Annotated in this window: 14 protein-coding genes; 9 read left to right on the top strand and 5 right to left on the bottom strand. The window is 72.1% G+C overall.

The features are described from left to right. Positions 1 to 199 precede the first annotated feature (199 nt). Complete coding sequence (locus KCQ71_RS07130; protein WP_223404621.1) at positions 200 to 2752, top strand: FtsK/SpoIIIE family DNA translocase; 2553 nt, start codon at positions 200 to 202, stop codon at positions 2750 to 2752. Between the two features lie 83 nt (positions 2753 to 2835). On the opposite strand, the gene KCQ71_RS07125 is transcribed toward KCQ71_RS07130, so the two are convergent. Then, on the bottom strand, positions 2836 to 4167 hold the full coding sequence (locus KCQ71_RS07125) for a CapA family protein (protein ID WP_223404310.1): 1332 nt from the start codon (positions 4165 to 4167) through the stop codon (positions 2836 to 2838). Between the two features lie 69 nt (positions 4168 to 4236). Here KCQ71_RS07125 and pgsA point away from each other — a divergent pair, with 69 nt between their 5' ends. From pgsA to KCQ71_RS07110, 3 genes are all read left to right on the top strand, one after another. Then, on the top strand, positions 4237 to 4869 hold the full coding sequence (pgsA, locus tag KCQ71_RS07120) for a CDP-diacylglycerol--glycerol-3-phosphate 3-phosphatidyltransferase (RefSeq protein WP_223404308.1): 633 nt from the start codon (positions 4237 to 4239) through the stop codon (positions 4867 to 4869). Positions 4870 to 4874: 5 nt separating this feature from the next. Further along, a complete protein-coding gene (locus KCQ71_RS07115) occupies positions 4875 to 5375 on the top strand; it encodes a CinA family protein (RefSeq protein ID WP_223404306.1) in 501 nt (166 codons plus the stop codon). 158 nt (positions 5376 to 5533) lie between these two features. Continuing rightward, entirely contained in the window at positions 5534 to 5845 is a 312-nt protein-coding gene (locus tag KCQ71_RS07110; protein ID WP_154793605.1) for a helix-turn-helix domain-containing protein, read from the top strand. 69 nt (positions 5846 to 5914) lie between these two features. On the opposite strand, the gene KCQ71_RS07105 is transcribed toward KCQ71_RS07110, so the two are convergent. Further along, on the bottom strand, positions 5915 to 9652 hold the full coding sequence (locus tag KCQ71_RS07105; protein ID WP_223404304.1) for a CBM96 family carbohydrate-binding protein: 3738 nt from the start codon (positions 9650 to 9652) through the stop codon (positions 5915 to 5917). 132 nt (positions 9653 to 9784) lie between these two features. Then, positions 9785 to 10942: a mandelate racemase/muconate lactonizing enzyme family protein gene (locus tag KCQ71_RS07100; protein WP_223404302.1), complete on the bottom strand. Its 1158-nt coding sequence runs from the start codon at positions 10940 to 10942 to the stop codon at positions 9785 to 9787. 186 nt (positions 10943 to 11128) lie between these two features. On the opposite strand from KCQ71_RS07100, the gene KCQ71_RS07095 reads away from it, so the two are divergent. Further along, entirely contained in the window at positions 11129 to 12142 is a 1014-nt protein-coding gene (locus KCQ71_RS07095) for a LacI family DNA-binding transcriptional regulator (protein ID WP_223404300.1), read from the top strand. A 7-nt stretch (positions 12143 to 12149) separates the two neighbouring features. Here KCQ71_RS07095 and KCQ71_RS07090 read toward each other — a convergent pair whose 3' ends face one another. Together KCQ71_RS07090 and KCQ71_RS07085 are read right to left on the bottom strand one after the other, a co-directional pair. Further along, a complete protein-coding gene (locus tag KCQ71_RS07090) occupies positions 12150 to 12935 on the bottom strand; it encodes a DNA-formamidopyrimidine glycosylase family protein (RefSeq protein ID WP_223404298.1) in 786 nt (261 codons plus the stop codon). Between the two features lie 6 nt (positions 12936 to 12941). Continuing rightward, positions 12942 to 17801: a DEAD/DEAH box helicase gene (locus tag KCQ71_RS07085; protein ID WP_372453950.1), complete on the bottom strand. Its 4860-nt coding sequence runs from the start codon at positions 17799 to 17801 to the stop codon at positions 12942 to 12944. A gap of 73 nt (positions 17802 to 17874) precedes the next feature. Between KCQ71_RS07085 and KCQ71_RS07080 the strand changes: the two genes are divergently transcribed. From KCQ71_RS07080 to KCQ71_RS07065, 4 genes are read left to right on the top strand one after another with little or no spacing between them, the layout of a single operon-like run. Then, positions 17875 to 18105 (top strand): DUF3046 domain-containing protein, encoded by a 231-nt coding sequence (locus KCQ71_RS07080; protein WP_223404294.1) that lies wholly within the window; start codon positions 17875 to 17877, stop codon positions 18103 to 18105. A 45-nt stretch (positions 18106 to 18150) separates the two neighbouring features. Then, positions 18151 to 19071: an ABC transporter ATP-binding protein gene (locus tag KCQ71_RS07075; protein WP_223404292.1), complete on the top strand. Its 921-nt coding sequence runs from the start codon at positions 18151 to 18153 to the stop codon at positions 19069 to 19071. Beyond that, the gene (locus KCQ71_RS07070; protein WP_223404290.1) at positions 19068 to 19976 is read left to right on the top strand and encodes an ABC transporter permease; all 909 of its coding nucleotides are present in this window, start codon (positions 19068 to 19070) and stop codon (positions 19974 to 19976) included. The genes KCQ71_RS07075 and KCQ71_RS07070 overlap by 4 nt, the downstream gene beginning before the upstream one ends. Continuing rightward, positions 19977 to 20789: an ABC transporter permease gene (locus KCQ71_RS07065; protein ID WP_223404288.1), complete on the top strand. Its 813-nt coding sequence runs from the start codon at positions 19977 to 19979 to the stop codon at positions 20787 to 20789. It abuts the gene before it with no gap. The last annotated feature ends 6 nt before the right edge of the window (positions 20790 to 20795 follow it).

Raw genomic sequence — 20795 nt, 5'->3', positions numbered from 1 at the left:
CCTGACCCGAGAGGACAACCAACACATCATGGCGACCCGTACGACTTCCCCCGGACGGTCCGCCTCACCTGGACGCAAGAAGAGTTCGCCGGCCGCGAGTCGGGCGGGCTCCACCTCGCGTTCCGGCGGGAGTGGGCGCAAGAGGCCGGCGCAGCAGCAGCAGTCACCGCTGCCCGTGCGCATCGTGCGCGGGATCTGGATGGGACTCGCCCACCTAGTCGGAGGGACGGCGCGCAGCATCGGATCCGGAGCCCGCAACCTCGACCCCGCCCATCGCAGGGACGGCATCGCCTTCCTGCTGCTCGCCCTCGCCGTGATCGTCGCCGTGCGTGAGTGGTTCGGCCTGTCCGGTACCGCCGGGGAGATCGTCCACGCCGCCGCCGCCGGCCTCGTCGGTGTGCTCGCCATCGTGATCCCCGTGATCCTCGTCCTCATCGCCGTGCGCCTGATGCGTCACCCGGAACGCAGGGAGGTCAACGGCCGGGTGTTCATCGGCCTGAGCGCCATCACGGTGGCTGCCTGCGGACTGGTCCAGGTGGCCTCCGGGCTGCCCGCACCTCCCGCCTGGCAGGACGTGTTCGCCGCGGGTGGCCTGATCGGTTTCGTGGCGGCCAACCCGCTCTCGGCCGCCCTGACCATCTGGGTGACGGTGCCCCTGCTGGTGCTGCTGGCGTTCTTCGGCCTGCTCGTGGTGACGGCCACCCCGGTCGCCGCCATCCCGCGCCGGATCCGCCAGGGCGTCGACTGGGTCACCGGCGCCGACATCGACGCCCGCGAGGCCGACGACGCCCAGGGCGCCCCGGACCCCGACGCGACCGAGGAACTCAACGGAAGGCCCCGCCGTCGTAAGCCGAAGGCGAAGGGCGCCCCCGCCGTCGAGCCCGGCGCCTATACCGGTGATGAGGCGTTCGTCCACCCGCACGAGACCGAACCCGGTGACGAGCCCGCCGAGGCTCCCCGCGGCCGCAGCCGCAACACCCGGGCAGGTAAGGCCGCCGCCGCGCCGGAACCGGCCGCCGTCGAGCCGTTCGACGAGCCGGCCGAGGAGCCGGCCGCACCCGAGGATCTGGTCGCGCCGCCCACCCAGGCGCTGCCTGCCCGCGCCGAGCAGCTGGTCCTCGACCCGGGCCTGACCTACACGCTCCCCGGCGACGAGACGCTCGTCCAGGGCGCCCCGCACAAGCTCCGCTCGCCCGCGAACGACCGGGTCGTCGAGGCACTGACCACCGTGCTCACCGACTTCGGCGTGGACGCCCAGGTCACCGGCTTCACCCGGGGCCCGACGGTCACCCGCTACGAGGTCGAGCTCGGCTCCGGGGTGAAGGTCGAGCGGGTCACCGCGCTCAGCAAGAACATCGCCTACGCCGTCGCCAGCGCGGACGTGCGGATCCTGTCCCCGATCCCGGGCAAGAAGGCGATCGGTATCGAGATCCCGAACGCCGACCGCGAGATCGTCGTCCTCGGCGACGTGCTGCGCTCCGCCGTGGCCCGCCGCAACGAGCACCCGATGGTGATCGGCGTCGGCAAGGACGTCGAGGGCGGCTACGTGGTGGCGAACCTCGCGAAGATGCCGCACATCCTCGTCGCGGGCGCCACCGGTGCCGGTAAGTCCTCGTTCGTGAACTCGATGATCACCTCGATCATGATGCGCGCCACCCCCGAGGAGGTGCGGATGGTGCTGGTCGACCCGAAGCGGGTCGAGCTGACCATCTACGAGGGCATCCCGCACCTGATCACGCCGATCATCACGAACCCGAAGAAGGCCGCCGAGGCACTCGAGTGGGTGGTCCGGGAGATGGACGCCCGCTACGACGACCTCGCCGCGTTCGGGTACAAGCACATCGACGACTTCAACGCGGGGGTGCGCGCCGGCAAGGTGAAGCCGCTGCCCGGCAGTGAGCGCAAGATCGCGCCGTACCCGTACCTGCTCGTCGTGGTCGACGAGCTCGCCGACCTGATGATGGTCGCCCCGCGGGACGTGGAGGCCTCCATCCAGCGGATCACCCAGCTCGCCCGCGCCGCCGGCATCCACCTGGTGCTGGCCACCCAGCGCCCGAGCGTGGATGTGGTCACCGGCCTGATCAAGGCCAACGTGCCGTCCCGGCTCGCGTTCGCGACCTCCTCGCTCGCCGACTCCCGCGTGGTCCTGGACCAGCCGGGCGCGGAGAAGCTCATCGGGCAGGGCGATGCGCTGTTCCTGCCGATGGGGGCATCCAAGCCGATGCGGGTCCAGGGGGCCTGGGTCAGCGAGACCGAGGTGCACGCCGTCGTCGAGCACGTGAAGAGCCAGCTCAAGCCGACCTATCGCGAGGACATCGTGGTGTCCGCGGCGAAGAAGCAGGTCGACGAGGATATCGGCGACGACCTCGACCTGCTGCTGCAGGCGGCCGAGCTGGTGGTCACCACGCAGTTCGGGTCCACCTCGATGCTGCAGCGCAAGCTCCGCGTCGGGTTCGCCAAGGCCGGCCGGCTGATGGACCTGCTCGAGTCCCGCGAGATCGTCGGGCCCTCCGAGGGATCCAAGGCCCGCGACGTGCTGGTCCAGCCCGACGACCTGCCCGCCACGCTCGCGATGCTGCGCGGCGACGGTCCCGCACCCGCGGCGGACGTCGACGACGAACCCGCCTACGACGACGGCCCCGCAGACCTCGTGGCCGCAGACCTCGCCGAGCGCGAGCAGGCCGTGGACTACTACGACTCGGACGACGAGGACGGCTCCGAGGACGCCTGGGACCTCACCGACCGGAACTGACTCCGGCGGGCGTGAGGCCTTGCCGCGCTTGGACCTCTTCGGCCTGCGCTCCGGCTGAGGCCGGTGGACGCCCCTGGTTCCACTCAGGAGCGGGGGACCACCGCGGCCTCGTCACCCGTGGGTGTCGGCGGCTCGGTCCGCTCGGCGAACTCGGCGCCGCTCGAGTTCGCCATCACCTGATCCACGAGGGACTGCCGGCTCTCCAGGGTCCCGGAGGACAGCGTGAGACCCGACGGCGTGTCCCCGGCCAGGAGCGCGGGCAGCGGGTAGACCCGCTGGGCGCCGACCCGGTCCACGGTCATCGGGGTCCATTCCAGGCCGGTCACCCGGGCCGGGCCGTCGGCGGGCTTGACCACGGTCGCGGTCAGGAACAGCCCGGTGCCGGTCTGCGGGACGCAGCACAGGTCGTCCTGGTTGGAGATGAAGTTCCCCAGCGAGTAGGCGACCCACATGCCGGAGCCGTCCGGGCCGCCCTCCAGCAGCGCCATCGGCTGGGGCACGTGCGGGTGGTTGCCGATGATGAGGTCCACCTGCCCGGAGGCGGCGAGAGCCTCGGCGACCGCGACCTGATCGTCGGCGGGGGAGTTCTGGTACTCGTAGCCCCAGTGCAGCGTCGCCACGACCAGGTCCGCCCCCGCCTCGCGCGCCGCCGTCGCCTGCGCGATCAGCGCGCCGGCGTCGATGATCGTGACCGCCCAGGGGGCGTCAGCGGGGATCGGCAGGCCGTTGGTGCCGTAGGTCGCACCGATCTGGGCGATCCGGATCGTCTGACCCTCCCGCTCCAGCTCGTAGAACTGCGGCGCGAGCTCCTCCTCGGCGCTCCGGGCCGAGCCGGCGTGGCCGAGGCCCGCCTCGTCGAAGGTGTCGAGCGTGTAGGCGAGGTTGTCGTAGCCGCGGTCGAGGGAGTGGTTCGTGCCGGTGGAGCACCCGTCCCAGCCGAGGTCGGCGAGGTTGCCCGCGATCTGGGTGGGCGCGCCGAACAGGGGATAGCCCGACGGCGTCTCGTCCGGCAGCGAGAGCGGCACCTCCATGTTGCACAGCGCCAGGTCCACGCCCGAGCTCCACGGCCGGGTCGCCTCCAGCATGGGCGTGAAGTCGTATCCGCCGTCGGTCCGGGCGTTGCGGATCACGGTGTCGTGCGGCAGCACGTCGCCGGCGGCGCCGATCGTGAAGACGGCGTCCGCCTGGGGTTCAGGAGTGGTGGCTGACGGCGTCGGCTCGCTCGTGCTGCTCGGCTCGCCGGGCTCGGTGGTCGGCTCGCCGGTAGGGTCGGACGAGCCGCCGGCGTTCCACGGCTGCCAGGCCGCGACCGCGCCACCGACGCCGAGGCTCAGCGCCAGGATCAGCAGGATCGCTGGGAGCGGGAGGCCGCGGCGACGGCGTCGGCGTCGACGCTGGGTGGGGGACTCAGACACCGGAAGAGTGTATGTCCGCGCGGTGCCGCGTCTGTGCCCGGTTCGGCCCCGGTCCCGTACCCTGATCGCGTGACGAGTGAATCCCGGTCCAGCGATGCGGCGACCGCCGAGGTCTGGAACCTGCCCAATGTCTTGACGATGGTGCGGGTCGTCCTCGTCCCGGTCTTCGCGGTCCTGCTCTGGCAGGACTCGACCGCGGCCCGGGTCGCTGCGCTCGTGGTGTTCCTGGTCGCGGCCTACACCGACCGGCTCGACGGCCAGATCGCCCGCAGCCGGGGCATCGTGACGAACTTCGGCAAGATCGCCGACCCGTTCGCGGACAAGCTGCTCACCGGGACCGCGATGGTGATGCTGTCCATCATCGACTCCGGCCTGATGCCGTGGTGGGCCACGATCGCGATCCTGGTCCGCGAGATCGGGATCACGGTGCTGCGGTTCGTGATGGTCCGTCGCGGCGTCGTGATGCCCGCCTCCAAGGGCGGCAAGCTCAAGACCGTCCTGCAGATCGTCTTCATCTCGCTGATGCTGCTCACGGTCGCCCTGGCCGACCTGGCCTTCGGTGACGTCCTGCGGATCATCGCGTTCGTGATCATGCTGGCCGCGCTCGCGGTCACCGTGGTGACCGGCGTGGACTACTGCTGGAAGGCCTGGCAGTCGGCCCGGTCGGGCGGCGCCGCCGCGGCCGCACCGGACGCCCATTGACGCGGATGCCCGCTCACGGCACCGCGGCGATCGTCGCGCGGCTGATCGAAGTAGGCCGCACCGTCGCGGTCGCGGAGTCCCTCACCGGCGGGGCGCTCGCGGCCGAGCTTGTCTCGGTTCCCGGCGTCTCCGCGGTGCTGCGCGGCGGCGTGGTGGCCTACGCGACCGACGTCAAAGCCTCGCTGCTCGGCGTCGACGCGGACCTGCTCGCCACCCACGGACCTGTCCACCCGCAGGTGGCGCTCGAGATGGCCGACGGCGTGCGGGCGGCACTCGGTGCCGAGATCGGGCTGGGCACCACCGGCGTGGCCGGGCCCGGGCCGGCCGACGGGCAGCCGGCCGGCACCGTGTTCGTCGCGTGCACCACGCCGACCTGGCGTGCCGTGCGCGGCTACCACCTCGCGGGCGCCCGTCCCGCGGTCCGGTCCGCCACCGTGGCGCTCGCCCTCGCACTGCTTCGCCAGGCCGGGGAACAAGCGGGGCGGCCGCGGCGTTGGGAAGGGTAATGAAGCACAACATGACGCCAGTGAATGCCCGGCCGGCGACCGGGGCACCGAAGGGGCGACACCCCCATCGTTCGTCCACGGTGCGCAACGCACCCGTCGCACCGTCGGGGTACGGTAGGACTACGGCAAAGGCAACAGCGCGAGAGGAGGGACGCACCATGGTGGTACTACGGCGAGAGATCGGTGATGTCCTTCGGGGCGCACGCCAACGTCAGGGACGAACTCTGCGCGAGGTGTCCTCGGCAGCACGGGTCTCCCTCGGCTACCTCTCGGAGGTCGAGCGGGGCCAGAAGGAGGCCTCCTCGGAGTTGCTCTCCTCGATCTGCACGGCTCTGAACATCCCACTCTCGGTGGTGCTGCGCGAGGTCTCCGACCGCGTCGCACTCGTCGAGGGCATCGCGATCCCGGACACCATTCCCGCGGACTTCGCCTATCAGCTCGGCCGCGACGAGGATCTCGCCACCGTCTGATCCCATTGACGTCTCGAACCGATGGCCCCGGCATTGCGCCGGGGCCATCGGTGTCTTCGCAGGTCCGCGTCAGCAGGTGTTGTTCCTGACCTCGCCGGGCGCGAGCACCAGGGGAGTCGTCGACCTGCAACTGAGCGTGCCGTTGACCGTCATCCCGATGAGGACGACCTCGCCCACGGCGTCGACTAGTTCGACCGGCCCGGTGACGGTGCTGTCCTGCAACCACGCGGTGCCGGTGCCCCCGGTGAGTGTGATCGGTCCCTGTACCTCGGTGTCGAGCAGGTCGATCAGGCCCGCACCGGTGGCGTCGAGTGGTCCGCGTATCGCGGAGTCCTGCGCCCGCAGGGCACCGCCGGCGGCGATGGTGACCGACCCTCGCAGTTGCGCGTCATCCAGGCACAGGACCTCGTCGTCGGCCACCGTGACCGCCCCGGCCACCGGCCCGGTCAGGGTCCGTGTGCAGGGGTTCTCGACGGCCAGCGTGACCGTGAGCACCGGAGCCGTCGCCCCTGACTCCCGGCTCGCGATGGTCGCCCCGGCGCGCTGTGGGTCGGTGGGGGACTGCACGAACGCGAGCCCCAGCTCGTCACCGGCTGCCTGTTCGACGGCGGTGGTCACGTCGACCGTGATCGCTTGCTGGGTCTCGGGTGCCAGGAAGGAGCCGACCGGTTGGGTGCCGATCGGTGGACGCGTGTTCCACGACAGGGTGGACTCCGTCCAGTCGGTCCCCGCGGTCACGACGTCGATCTGCATCGTGCGGTCGGCGGAGACCCCGGCCGTGACGGTCAGCTCTGCCGAGACCACCGACCCGGCCTCGATCGTGGACAGGTCGAACGCGGCGAGGGCCTGCCGGGTGCCGCCCACGGTGCGCGGGTCGTTCTTGACGGTCATCGAGGGCAGCCGACCGTAGCGGCCGTCGGCGTACTCGCCGTCGCGGATGAAGCCGTCCCGGCCGGCGACGATCGTCTGCTGCCCCGGGTCGACGACGCGGACCGCGGCGTGCACGAACGCGAGGTGTCCCGCCTCGTCACGGTGGCGGCCTCGGATCACGGCTTCGCCCGGCGCCAGGGCGACGATTGCGCCGCCGACCACCTCCGCGACGTCCGGCGCAGAACTGACGAGTTCGACGTCGTCGGCCCCGAGTTCGATCGTGCTGCCATCGGAGTAGGTCGCCACCAGGCTCGGTCGTGTCACGGTGCGCAGCGCGAGCTCGCTCGGTATCTCGGCGAGCACCCCGGTCAGCTCGGCCTCGCCGACCGCCGCGCCCGGCCAGTTCTGCCCGTCGGCGACAAGCCGGAAGTCGGCGAGCGAGTTCCACTCGTTGGCGTTGCTGCCGTATCCGGTCAGCCGGACGTACCGTGCGGTGACGGGCGTGAAGGGGTGTGGTTCCGGTTCCGCCGTCGTGCCGGAAGAGGTCGAGGTGAGTGCCTCGGTCCAGGTCACACCGTCCACGGACGTCTCGATCCTGAACGAGTACTCGCGCGCGGCCCCCTGGCTCCACGCCAGTGAGACCCCGTTGACCGTGCGCGCCTCGGGCAGGTTGAGCTGGATCCACTGGCCTCGGCCCTGAGCCGACCAGAACGTCGCCAGATCGTCGTCGATGGCGCGCTCCGCCGGGTTGACGCCGACGACGCTCGCGACGACCGGGGCCTGGAACGGATCGAGCAGGTCGATCGTGTACCTGGCCGAGCACGAAGGCGCGGCGCCGACGCAGATCACTGCGGTGCCGGGCACCTGTGCCGCCTGCTCGACGTGAACGTCCGCTCCGGCCGCGCCGACCGCTTCGATGACCGGCACGCCGCTCGCGGCGGGGCGCTCGATCACGTAGCTGTGGGAGTCTGCGGAGAAGCCGTCGAGCGGCTCGCCGTCGACCGTGACCGATGCCAGGGACGCCGTCGGCGCCGGCGGCACCGTCCAGCCCGCCATCGGCGTGGGCGTGGGGGCGGGTTCAGGATCCGCGCTGGTCGGGAGTGGCTCCAGCAGCACCGAGATCCGGAAGTCGGCGCTCTCCTCGCCGGTGACGACGAGCTTGCGCGTTCCGGCGTTGACGTTCTGGCCGGCAGGGGCGGGCGAGGTCGGCAGCGGCACCGCGTCCATCACGGACAGCTGTGCCCCGGGCGGACCCTCGAGCAGCCGGGCGCTCATCTGGCGGCCGTCGATGGTCAGGATCGCGGACAGGCCATCCGGCGCGACGTCGACCGCGGCGGCGGTGTGCATGAACCACCACGGCTCGACGGGCTCGGTGGCGGTCACCTCGTCCTGGATCAGGAACCGGGAACGGTCGTCGATCAGCGCGACGCCGCGGTCCCAGTTCGTGACGCCGAGGCCGGCGTAGGCCTGGGTGAGGTCGGAGACCACGAAGCTGCCTCCGGGGCTCGAGCCCGTGGCCACGATGGTCCCGGTCGCATCGAGCGCCTGCCCGCCGCCGGAACCAGGATTGAGCACCAGCGTGTTCTGACCCTCGGTGCGGGTGCGGTAGTAGGTCCAGCGCGGCCCGTCCGGACCGGCGGATGAGTACCCGGGTAATCCGTAGTTGTCCGGGCCGAGCTCGCTCGCCCACCGCATCCCCATCGAGTCGATGACGAAGCTGCCGAGGTCGAGGTGGCTGTGGTTGACGCCGTTCTGCCCCGCCTTGAACCCGAAGAAGTTCGCCATCGGGTCCCATCCGCTGCGCGCCAGATAGGTCTGCAGCCGTTCGAACCGGCGATCCAGGGGCGTGCCCGCATCCGCGGGCGAGGTCGAATCCTGCAGGCCCTGCCACAGCAGGTAGAACGGTGGGTAGGTGAGGTTGTTTGTGCGGGCGAGCTCCTCGGCGAGCCACGCGTACACCGGGTCGTCGTAGCGGGCCGCCAGCCAGGCACCGACAGAGCCGCCCTCCGGCGAGCTCGCCGCGGCGTCGTAGTAGTTGAAACCCAGCCCGGTCGGGCCCGTCATGTGGAGCGGGAAGTCGAGGGTGCGGTCCAGCCCGGGGAGCTCGGAGATCCCGAAGTCGTCCCCGACGGCGCTCTCCAGCGAAGCCATCAGAGGCACCAGGTAGCGGGTGGCGTAACCCCAGTACACGATGCCCTCGGTGTACCCGCCGTCCGGGCCGTACTCCGCGAGCGCGACCGGCAGCCGGTCCAGTGCCTGCGCGATCATCGAGTTCGCCAGCTCCGGTTCCTCGTCCGCGATCGCCAAGGACGCGATGACGATCGCGCTGTTGCACACCACGTTCCAGTTGTGCTTCGCCCGGGTCCACGACGTCTCGGCGTCATAGTGGTCCTGGGCGGGGGCCAGCCCGAGCGTGACGATCGCCGTACGCAGGACGGTGCGCTGCTCGGCGTCCATCCACGTGTACAGCCAGTCGTAGGAGACCGCGTACGCGTGCAGCAGTTCCGCCGTCGACAGGAAGCTCACCGGGTTCCAGTCGCTGAAGGCGGCCACCGCGGCGAGCTCGTCGTAGGCACGCTGGGCGTAGGCCTCATCCCCGGTCAGCCGGTAGGCCATCGACAGCACGTAGGAGCGGTGCAGTACCTCCCGCGCGACGAGCAGCAGCGTGCGGCCGTCCGGGAACTCGTAGGTGGACACCGGCTCGGTGAGCAACCCGTCCGCCGCATCGATCAGCTCCTCGTGCAGCCGCTCGGCGAAGGGGTCGGTGCCGATCTCGGCCAGGATGCGCGCCACGTCGGCATCACCGAGCATGAGTCGCGGATGCGCGCCGACGAGCGAGGCGACATCCTCGGGGGCGTCGATCACCGGGATGTCATCGGCGCGCGCCGGGCTCCCGATCCCGATGGCCGAGACAAGGACGAGCGTCGCCGCCGTCATCATCGCCAGGATCGAGGGCCTCCTACGGCGCGCGGGGCGTGGTCGGTTCGGTGTTCGCACGGTGCGTTCAGCTCCATCACTGGTCGTCGGCGGCGGGTGACTGGGCAGCGGTTGCGGCCCGAGGTTTGATTCCTATCGGGACTGTTCGTGGAGCCCGACGGCGTCTTCCGGGCGGATCCGGGTGAGGTCACCGCTGTAGTGGCGCAGGTCGTGGCGCACGTACGGATGCCGGGACATCGCCTCGAGGTCGAGCTCGACGCCCAGGCCCGGCCGGTCGGGGATGGCGGCGCGACCGGCGACGATCGGGGGCTCGTCGATGACGACGTCGCGTCGCCACGGCACATCGGTCGCCATCGTCTCGAGCAGGCCGAAGTTCGGGACGCAGCCCGCCAGCTGGAGCGTTGCCGCGTGCGCGACCGGGCCCGAGGGGTTGTGCGGCATGAACGGGATCTGCCACATCTCCGCGATCGTTGCGACGGCGCGCGCCTCCCAGATCCCGCCGACGTGCGAGACGTCGGGCTGCACCACGTCGGCAGCGTGTCGTTGGAACACCTCCACGAAGTCCCAGCGCGTGTACAGCCGCTCGCCGAGCCCGATCGGGGTTGCGGTCGCGGACCGCAGCTCGGCTGCGTTCGCGAGGTTCCCGGGGATCAGCGGCTCCTCGAGCCACAGCAGGTCGAAGGGTTCCAGTGCCCGCGCCACCCGCAGCGCCGTGGGCATCTCGAACCTGCCGTGCGCCTCGACGATCAGTGACGCATCGTGGCCGACCTCCGTCGCGACCGCCTCCACCACTGCGAGGGCGTCGCGCAGCTCCGCACGGTCGAGGCTGCGGAAGGCCGATCCGAACGGGTCCCACTTCAAGGCTCGGTAGCCCCAGTCGACGGCGGTGCGTGCCCGCTGCGCGAACTCGGCGGGCGTGGTCGCACCGGCGAACCAGGCGTTGGCGTAGCACTCGACGTCCTGGCGGACCGCCCCGCCGAGGAGCTGGTGCACCGGGACGCCGAGCGCCTTGCCCTTGAGGTCCCAGAGCGCCATCTCGACCGCGGAGAGTGCGCTCGTCAGGACCGCGCCGCCGCGCCAGTACGCGTCGCGGTAGGCGCGCTGCCACCACGCTTGGATGTCCTGCAGTTCGACATCCGCGAGCCCGGCCTCGAGGTAGCGGATCGCTTCCTCCACGACGTGCTCGCGGTACTCCAGGGTCGCCTCACCCCAGCCGTAGCGGCCGTCGTCGGTCTCGAGCCGTACGAACACCCAGTTGGTGCGGTACGCGTCGCAGATGTAGGTGGTCATCGAGCGCAGCCTCACCGCATCCTCACCGTCGAGTCGAGTCTGTTAACCGGTTGACACGGTGCAATTGAGCCATGCACGACTGGTCCTGTCAAGACTTTCCGACCGGCCGGCCGTGACGTACGCTCGAGCCGACCGCGGTGGATCAGCACCGGGCGGGAGCCGTCGCGACGACCACCGGGAGGCCAGATGCCGAGGACGCCGAACGACGCTGCGACGCCCCGTCGTCGGACCACGATCTATGACATCGCCAGGACCGCGGGCGTCAGCGCGGCCGCCGTCTCGCTCGCCCTGAACCAGCCCGGGCGACTGAGCGCGGACAGCGAGCGCCGCATCCTGGCCGTCGCGGACGAGCTGGGCTATCGCGCCAACCCGTTCGCACGAGCCGTGGCGACCGGCACGACGCAACTGATCGGGCTGCTCGTCCACGACAGCGCGAACCCGGTCTTCGCCGGCGCCGTCCGCGGCGTCACGGACGCCGCCGCGAAGGTCGGCTACACCGTCGTCGTCTCCGACACCCATGATCTCGCGACACCGGTCACGACCATTCTCGAGCGACTGCTGCCGCTCGTCGACGGCGCGGTCTCCTGCTCGGCTCGGGTGACCCCCGAGGCGCTGGCCACCGTGGGTGGGACGCCGATCGTCCTGGTCAATCGTGAGGTAGCCGGCCGGGACTCGGTGATTCCCGACGTCAGGGCCGCGACCCGCGCCGCGATCGAGCTGCTCGTCGGTCGGGGACATCGGGACCTCGGCTTCATCGCCGGCCCGCAGGACTCGTGGCTGAGCGGATATCGGCTCGCCCTGCTCGAGCGGGAGGTGGCTGCGAGCGCCGCGCGGCTGCAGGTCGTGGCCTCGGTCGAGCCGACGATCGACGGCGGCCGGGAGGCGCTCGCGCAACTGGAGGGCCGCTGCACCGCGGTGCTGACGTTCAATGACCTGATCGCCTTCGGCGTGCTGTTGGAGGCGCGCGATCGTGGGCTCCGGGTGCCGGAGGACCTGAGTGTGGTCGGGTTCGACGACACGTTCGCGGCCGTGCTGGTCACCCCCGCACTCACCACGATCAGCACCGAGCTCGAACAGGCGAGCAGGCTCGCGACGGTGCGCCTCCTTGCCGGTCTCGGCCACCCGAACTCGGATCCGGATGCGCGGATCGAAGGCCGGCTGACCGTTCGCGACTCGGTCGGCGCGGGGCCGCATCGCTGAGGCAGGCTCAGTCCGGTTGGCAGGTGGGGCAGTAGTAGGCCGGCCTGGTCATCGGTTCCACGCCGATCGGGGCGACCACGATCAGGGTCCGGCAGCGCCGGCAGCCCCGGCCTTCGCGCCCGTGCACGTGGGTGGTGTGTCCGGCGCGGGTGTCCCCGGTGGCGGTCAGGGACGGGCCGTCCGCCGAGCGACGCATCAGCCGGTGCGCCGTCTCGAAGAGCTCGCGCGGCCTGTTCACGCCCGAGACGGCGCGCCACGGGTTGACCCGGTGCGCCCAGAGAGTCTCGGCCAGGTAGATCGTCCCGATTCCCGCCGCCACGGACTGGTCCAGAAGTGCTTCACCGATCGGCCGTTCCGGCGCGGCGCGGAGGTTGATGACGGCGCGCTCGAAGTCGGGTTCGTCGGCCATCAGGTCCGGGCCGAGCTGCCGCAGCAGCGAGCTCTCGTCGCGGGTGCGGACCAGGTCCATCATGCCCAGTTGCAGGCCGACGCAGGTCCACTGGTCCGTGCCGAGCACGGCGCGGACGTTCGGTCGCCGCAGTGGCTCGGGTGGGTCGGCCGTGTGCCGGACCTGCCAGGAACCGTCCATGCGCAGGTGGGTGTGCAGCGTGCGGCCGTCGTCCAGCCGGGTGAGCAGGTGCTTGCCGTAGGAGACGGTGCCCACCGAACGCAGGCCGGTCAGGTCGTGACCGGCGAGGCTGGGCCAGCGCAGTTCGCCGCGCACCAGTGGCCGTTCGCCCAGCGCGAGGCTGAGTCGCCGTGCGACCCGCAACAAGACATCGCCCTCAGGCATCGAAGATCAACCCCTGTCCTGGCGCAACCTTAACCCGCGGGGCGTAGCGATGAAGCCGGCTTCGGCCAGGGCGATGACCAGCGGTGAGCGTTCGGAGAGCGCCGGAGCGCCGTCCGCCCGGTGCACCGTGAACCGCCCGAGGGCACCGGTCCGGGCGACCCGGGCCAGTTCCAGGGTGGCCGGGCCGAGGGCCGCCGGGTCCCGGGTGAAGGACAGCAGGGTCTTCGCGCCGCGTTCGAGGTAGAGCACGAGCTCACCACCGACGAGGATGACGCTGGCGCCGACCTTGCGGCCGGGCCGGTGCCCGCTGGTCTGCTCCACCATGCCCACCGGCTCCGGCCAGCCGAGCGCGGCGCCGTAGGGGTTCGCCGGGTCCGTGGCCGCCAGCAGCAGGGCGCCGACGCCGGCGCGGGCGTCCGAGCGGAGCCGGTCCACGCTCTCGGGCAGGGCGAACTGTGCGGCGCCGAGACCCTCGACGAAGTAGCCGCGACGCACCTGGCCGGTCTCCTCCAGGCCGGCCAGGACCCGGTACACGCTCGAGAACCCGCCGACGAACCTGTCGCCCACGGTGCCGCGGGTCAGCAGCCCGTCCCGCTCGAGCAGCGCGACGGCTGCGGCGGTGGCCCGGCGTGCCTCGTCCGAGCGGGCCGGGACGCAGGACCAGCGCCCGACGGCGTCGTCGGGCGTCGCAGGTCCGAGCGGGTTGGCGCCCGGCCGGCGCAGGGCGACGGCGCGCAGCGACCGTCCGCGAGGGCGGGCACGGTGGGTGCTGCGGGTGCCGGCCCGCGGCTTCGCGCCGAGACGAGCCCGCAGCGGCGTGAGCGTGTCGTTGGTGGCGACGCCGTCCCAGGCCGCCTCCCAGAGTGCGTCGAGGACCTCGGAGGCCTCCGGCGGGGTGTCGGAGTCGGTCCACTCGAGGCGGACCTGGGCGACGATGTCCCGGAAGAACCGGCCACCGCCGTCGCCGAGCACCTCGCGCACCACCCGGCCCACCGCCGTCGGGGGGTCGGCGGCGACCGGAGGGGCGAGGTCGGCCACCGCGTCCGCGGTGAGCAGCGCGACCATGCCGTCGGTGCCGGGCCCGCCACCCGCGCCCACCCAGGCGACCTCGCCGGCGGAGGTGAGCTCGTCGAGCATCTCCGGTGCGTAGTCGACCACCCGGGCGGGCAGGACGAGCGACTCGAGCGCCGAGGCGGCCACGGGCGTGCCGGCGAGCTGGTCGATGGCGGTGAGCAGTCCGTCCACGCCGCGCAGCTGGCGGACCTGGTGCCACCGGGGCAGGAACACCCCGAGCGCCTCGGGCGGCACCGCCTCCACCTCCGCGCGCAGCACGGCGAGCGAGCGTCTGCGGATCCGGCGCAGCACGTCGGCGTCGCAGTAGTCGGGGCCGGGCAGGGCGAGGGTCTGCGCGGTGTGCGAGTCGGCGGGGCGCAGGGTCCCGGACTCGAGCAGGCCGCGGTCGGTCAGGTCCCGCAGCACCGGGGCCAGGGCGGCGGTGCCGAGTCCGAACCGGGTCGCGACCTGCCCGGCGCGGAACGGGCCGTGGGTGCGGGCGTGCCGGCGGACCAGATCCGTGAGCGCAGTCGGGACCGCGCCGGTCATGGCCTCTGGCAGGCCCACCGGGAGGGCGACCCCGAGCGCGTCCCGCAGCCGGCCGGCATCCTCGACCACGCACCACTGCGCCTGCCCGGCCACCCGGACGCTGAGGATCCGGCGGGACGCGGCGAGCTCCGTGAGCCAGCCGTCCAACAGTTCCGGGGTGCGCACCCGCGTGGCCAGCTCGGCGTCGGTGATCGGCCCGAGCCGGCGGATGTGGTCGAGCGCGGCCTCTGCGCTGCCCGCGAGGGAGTTCTCGGTGCGCAGCCCGACCTCGGCCTCGACGGACGCGAGCGCGCCGGGGTCGAGCAGTTCGGCGACGTCCGCGCCCTCGCCGAGCAGCTCGGCGAGCAGCGTCGGGTCGAGGGTGAGTGCGGCGGCCCGGCGCTCGGCCAGCGGCGCGTCGCCCTCGTACAGGAACTGGGCGACGTACCCGAACATGAGGGACTGCGCGAACGGGGACGGGTGCTGGGTATGCACCTCGACGACCCGGATCCGCCGGCCCTGGACCGCCCTCATCAGGTCGGTCAGCGCTGGTACGTCGAAGTCGTCCTGGAGACACTCGCGCACGGCCTCCAGCACTACCGGGAAGTCCGGGTACTCGGCCGCCACGGAGAGCAGCTGGGCGCTGCGCTGTCGCTGCTGCCAGAGCGGCTGGCGCTTGTCCGGGCGCCGCCGAGGCAGCAGCAGGGACCGGGCCGCGGCCTCCCGGAACCGCGCCGCGAAGTGGGCCGAGCCGGACAGCGCCGCGACCACCTCGCGCGAGGTCGCGTCCGGTTCCAGGAGCAGATCCTCCAGCGGCACTTCGCCGGCGCCGACGGTGCTGCCGGGCCGGGCCGCGTCGGTGCCGGCCGTGTCGGTGCCCGGCACACCGGCCTCCCAGTCGGCGTCCCAGACGTCGGCGGTGTCCGGCAGGCGCAGCACGATCCCGTCGTCGGAGTGCATCGCCGCCACGTCCATGCCGAACCGGCGGCGCAGGTTCGCCGCGAGTACGAGCGCCCACGGGGCGTGCACCTTCGCGCCGTAGGGGGAGTGGATCACCACCCGCCAGTCCCCGAGCTCGTCCCGGAACCGCTCGACCACGATCGTCCGGTCGGTGCTCAGCCGCCCGGTCGCGGCCTCCTGGTCGCGCAGGTAGGCGAGCAGGTTGTCTCGGGCCCAGTCGTCCAGGCCCCAGTCCTCGAGCGACTCCGGCGCGAAGGAGGCCGCGCCGATCTCCCGGATCATCGCGCCGATGGCCCGGCCGAGCTCCGCGGGCCGGCCCGGGGCGTCACCCTTCCAGAACGGTAGCCGCCCGGGCAGCCCCGGCGCGGGGGAGACGAGCACCCGGTCCGGAGTGATGTCCTCGATCCGCCACGTGCTCGAGCCGAGGGTGAAGGTGTCGCCCACCCGGGACTCGTAGACCATCTCCTCGTCGAGCTCGCCGACCCGTTTGCCGCCGCGTGCACTCGTCTCCTGCCCCACCACGTAGACGCCGTACAGGCCGCGGTCCGGGATGGTGCCGCCGCTGGTGGCGGCCAGCCGCAGCGCGCCCGGGCGACCGGCCAGGGTGCCGGCGATCCGGTCCCAGACGATCCGTGGGCGCAGTTCGGCGAAGTCCTCGCTGGGGTAGCGCCCGGCGAGCATGTCCAGCACGGCGGCGAGGACCCCGGGCCCGAGGTCCGCGAACGGCGCGGCCCGGCGCACCAGCGTGGTCAGCTCGCCGACGTCCCAGACGTCCAACGCCGTCATCGCGACGATCTGTTGGGCCAGCACGTCCAGCGGGTTCGCCGGCACCGTGACCGCCTCGATCTGGCCCTCACGTGCCCGCACCGATGTGGTCGCGGCGGCGAGCAGGTCGCCCCGGTGGGTGGGCAGGACGACCCCGTGGGACAGCGCGCCCACCTGGTGCCCGGCCCGGCCGATCCGCTGCAACGCGCTCGCCACCGACGGCGGCGCACCCACCTGCACCACGAGGTCCACCGCACCCATGTCGATGCCGAGCTCGAGCGAGCTCGTGGCCACCACGGCGGGCAGCACCCCGGACTTCAATGCGGACTCGATCGAGGTCCGCTCGTCACGGCTCATCGACCCGTGGTGGGCGCGGGCGATGATCGCGTCGGCCGGCAGAGCGAGCCCGGTCCCGGACTGGGCCGGCGTCTGCGCGGCCTGGGCAGCGCCCGCGTCGACGTCCGGAACGAGCCCGAGCCGCTCCGCCTGGACCTCGTTGATACGGGCCGTGAGCCGCTCCGCGCCGCGGCGGGAGTTCGTGAAGACGATCGTGGACCGGTGCGAGGTGATCAGGTCGACGACCCGCTCGGTGACGTGCGGCCAGATCGACCCGCCGGACGGCGGTCGTGCCTGCGGTGCGACGCCCGCGGCGTCACCGGACAGATCGAGGTGAGCCCCGCCGTCGGGCGCGGCGTCGCCGGAGGCGACCCCGAGCGGATCGAACGCCTCCGTGCCGGTACTGCCCGGGCCGCGGGACGCCGTCGGGGTTCCGGCCACGTCCGCCAGGTCCGGGACCGGCACCACCACGTCGATCCGCAGCTCCTTGTCGACGCGCGGCTGCACGATCCGGGTGGTGCGACCACCGTCGGCAAGGGAGCGGGCGCCGGCCAGGTACCCGGCCACGGTGTCCACCGGCTGCACGGTCGCGGACAGCCCGATCCGTTGCGCCGGGGCGTCCAGCAGGGCGTCCAACCGCTCGAGCGACAGGGCCAGGTGGGCGCCACGCTTGTTCCCGGCGAGCGCGTGCACCTCGTCCAGGATCACGTACTCCACCCCACGCAGCCCCTCACGCGCGGCCGACGTCAGCACCAGGAACAGCGACTCCGGCGTGGTGATGAGGATGTCCGGCGGCTTCGTCCCGAACGAGCGGCGCTCCGAGGCGGGTGTGTCCCCGGTCCGCACGCCGACCCGCACGTCGTTGACCGGCTCGCCCAGACCGGTGGCCAGTCGCGTGATGCCCACCAGCGGCGAGCGCAGGTTCCGTTCGACGTCCGCGGCCAGTGCCTTCAGCGGCGAGACGTACAGCACCCGGCAGCGCCGCTCCCGCTGCGCCGGCGGCGGCGCGAGGAGCAGGTGGTCCAGCGCCCACAGGAACGCGGCGAGCGTCTTGCCGGAGCCGGTCGGGGCGACCACGAGCGCGTGGTGCCCGGACGAGATCGCCTCCCAGGCCCCGGCCTGCGCCGAGGTGGGGGCGTCGAACGCGCCCGAGAACCAGGCCCGGGTCGGCGCGCTGAAGCTCGCCAGCACGCGCTCGCTCGCCTCGGTGGTCACCTGGGTCATTCTGCCCCGGGCCGCCGACATCGGACCGCCCGGAGCGCACGCGTTGTCACCGCGGTGACCTACGCTGGCCCGCGTGAAGCACTCCGAGTTCTGGGCCGCCATGGAGGACACGTTCGGTCGCTACGGCGCCTCCCTGGCGCAGGACCTCGTCCTCGCGCCGCTGAACGGACGCACCGCGAACGAGGCACTCGCGGACGGGGAGAGCCCGCAGCGGGTGTGGGAGGCGATCTGCACCGTCAACGAACTCCCGGAATCGGTGCGCTGGCACCACCGCACCGGCGACCACAGGTCCAAGAGTCGTTAGGGTGTTAGATTGCTAGCAATCCAACCGAGGTGGTGACATAGAGCCATGTCCCTGATCCGCGGCACCGGTCTGCGCAAGACGTTCGGTGACTTCGTCGCCGTCGACGGCATCGACGTCGAGGTCGCCGCGGGGGAGTCGTTCGGCTTCCTCGGCCCGAACGGCGCCGGCAAGACCTCCACGATGCGCATGATCGGCGCCACCTCCCCGGTCTCCGGCGGTCAGTTGCGGGTGTTCGGCATGGATCCCGCCACGCATGCGCCGGCGATCAAGGCGCGCCTGGGCGTGGTTCCGCAGACCGACGCCCTCGACGAGGAGCTGCGGGTGCGCGAGAACCTCCTCGTCTACGGCCGCTACTTCGGTCTCTCCCGCGAGCAGGTGCGTGCCCGCACCGGACCCCTGCTCGAGTTCGCGCAGCTGACCGAGAAAACGGACGCCGTCGTCGAATCGCTGTCCGGCGGGATGAAACGCCGGCTGACCATCGCTCGCGCGCTCATCAACGAGCCGAGCCTGCTGCTCCTGGACGAGCCGACCACCGGCCTGGACCCGCAGGCCCGGCACGTCCTGTGGGACCGGCTGTTCCGGCTCAAGCGGGACGGCGTCACGCTCGTGCTGACCACGCACTACATGGACGAGGCGGAGCAGCTCTGCGACCGGCTCGTGGTGATGGACCGCGGCCGGATCGTCGCGGAGGGTTCGCCCCGGTCTTTGATCGCCCAGCACGCCTCGCGTGAGGTCCTCGAACTGCGCTTCGACGCCGCCGATCACGCCGAGCGGGTCGCGGACGTCGCCGGCATCGCCGAGCGGGTCGAGGTCCTCGCCGACCGGCTCCTGCTCTACGTCCATGACGGCGACGGTGCCCTCGAGACGGTCGCCGCGCGCGGCGTCCACCCGCTCTCGGCGCTGGTGCGCCGCGCGTCGCTCGAGGACGTGTTCCTGCGGCTGACCGGGCGGAGCCTGGTCGAATGAGCCGGGCGGACAAGCAGAGCCCGACGGCGCGGCCCGGCTCCCCGGGTGAGGTCGCCCTAGGAGGAGGTTCCGCCGTCGAGGATCCCGAGCGCGAGGTGGGTCCGGCGCCGCGCCCTCCCGGGGGCGGCTGGCGGGCCGTGTTCGGTTACTGGTTCGCCGTCTACAAGCGGATCTGGCGCTCCACGGTGATCTCCTCGTTCCTGGCCCCGCTGCTCTACCTCGCCGGGATGGGCTACGGGCTCGGCGCGCTCATCGACTCAGGGGACCGCACGGCCGTGCCCGGGGTGCCGTACGTGGCCTTCGTCGCGACCGGGCTGGTGGCCGCACAGGCGATGATGACGGCGTCCGCGGAGACCACCTACAACGTGTTCGGCGCGATCAAGTGGCTGCACACCTACGACGCGATGCTGGTGACGCCGCTGCGCGTGGTGGACCTGGTCCGTGGCCACCTCGTCTACGTGTTGATGCGCCTGACCCTCGTCGCCGGGGTGTTCGTGGGCGTCGCGCTGGCCCTGCGGGCCATGGACTCTGCCCTCGCCCTGGTCGCGGTGCCCGCCGCGGTGCTCGGCGGGCTCGCGTTCGCGACCCCGATCTACGCGTTCTCGGCGACCATCGACAGCGAGCAGGGCTTCAACGTGCTCCAGCGGTTCATCATCATGCCGTTGTTCCTGTTCTCCGGGACGTTCTTCCCGCTCACTCAGCTGCCGGTCGGGCTGCAGGTGTTCGGGTGGGTCTCGCCGCTGACCCACACGGTCGCGCTCACCCGGGCGCTCGGCCTGGGCCCGGACTCGGCGCTCTGGCTCGAGCCGTGGCGGTTCGCCGTGCACGTCGCCTACCTCGCGCTCTGGGCCGGCGTCGGGTACCTGCTCGCGGTGCGCGCGCTACGGCGCCGGATGGTGGTCTGAGTGGCCACGACCAGCGCCGCCCCGTCCCGCCGGGCACTGCCGTTCCCGGTGGCGCTGGCCCGCCCCGCGGCGCTCGTGGAGCGCAACCTGCGCGCCGCCAGGCACTACTGGCTCACCTTCGTCTCCGGATTCTTCGAGCCGGTGTTCTACCTGTTCGCGATGGGCGTGGGCATCGGGGCGCTGGTCGGCTCGGTCGAGGTCGACGGCCGCGAGATCCCGTACGCGGTGTTCGTCGCGCCGGCGATGATGGCCACGTCGGCCATGAACGGCGCCGTGTACGACTCCACCGGGAACGTCTTCTACAAGCTCAAGCACTCCAAGCTCTACCGGTCGGTGCTGTCCACCCCGCTTCGGCCGTGGGACATCGCGGCGGGGGAGATCTCCTGGGCCCTGCTGCGCGGCCTGATCTACTCGGCGGCGTTCCTGCTCGTCGCGGCCGTGGCCGGGTTCGTCCCGTCCTGGTGGGCGCTGCTCGCGATCCCCGCGTGCACGTTGATCGGGCTCGGCTTCGCCGCCGTCGGCATGGCGGCCACCACCTACATGCGGTCGTGGAACGACATGGACTACGTGCAGCTCGCGATCCTGCCGATGTTCCTGTTCTCGGCGACGTTCTACCCGCTCGCCACCTACCCGCCGGTGCTGCAGTGGGTGGTGCAGGCGACGCCGCTCTATCACGGGGTCGACCTGGTCCGCGCTCTGACCATGGGGGACCTGCACGCGGGCCTGCTGGTCCACGTCGCCTACCTGGCGGTGTTCTCCGCCTTCGGCCTCTGGGCCACCACTCGCCGGATCGGGAAGCTGCTGCTCACCTGAGTGCCG

It is taken from the genome of Occultella gossypii, from assembly GCF_019947135.1.
GTDB classification, from domain to species: Bacteria; Actinomycetota; Actinomycetes; order Actinomycetales; family Beutenbergiaceae; genus Occultella; species Occultella gossypii.
This window is presented reverse-complemented; position numbering and strand designations above follow the sequence as displayed.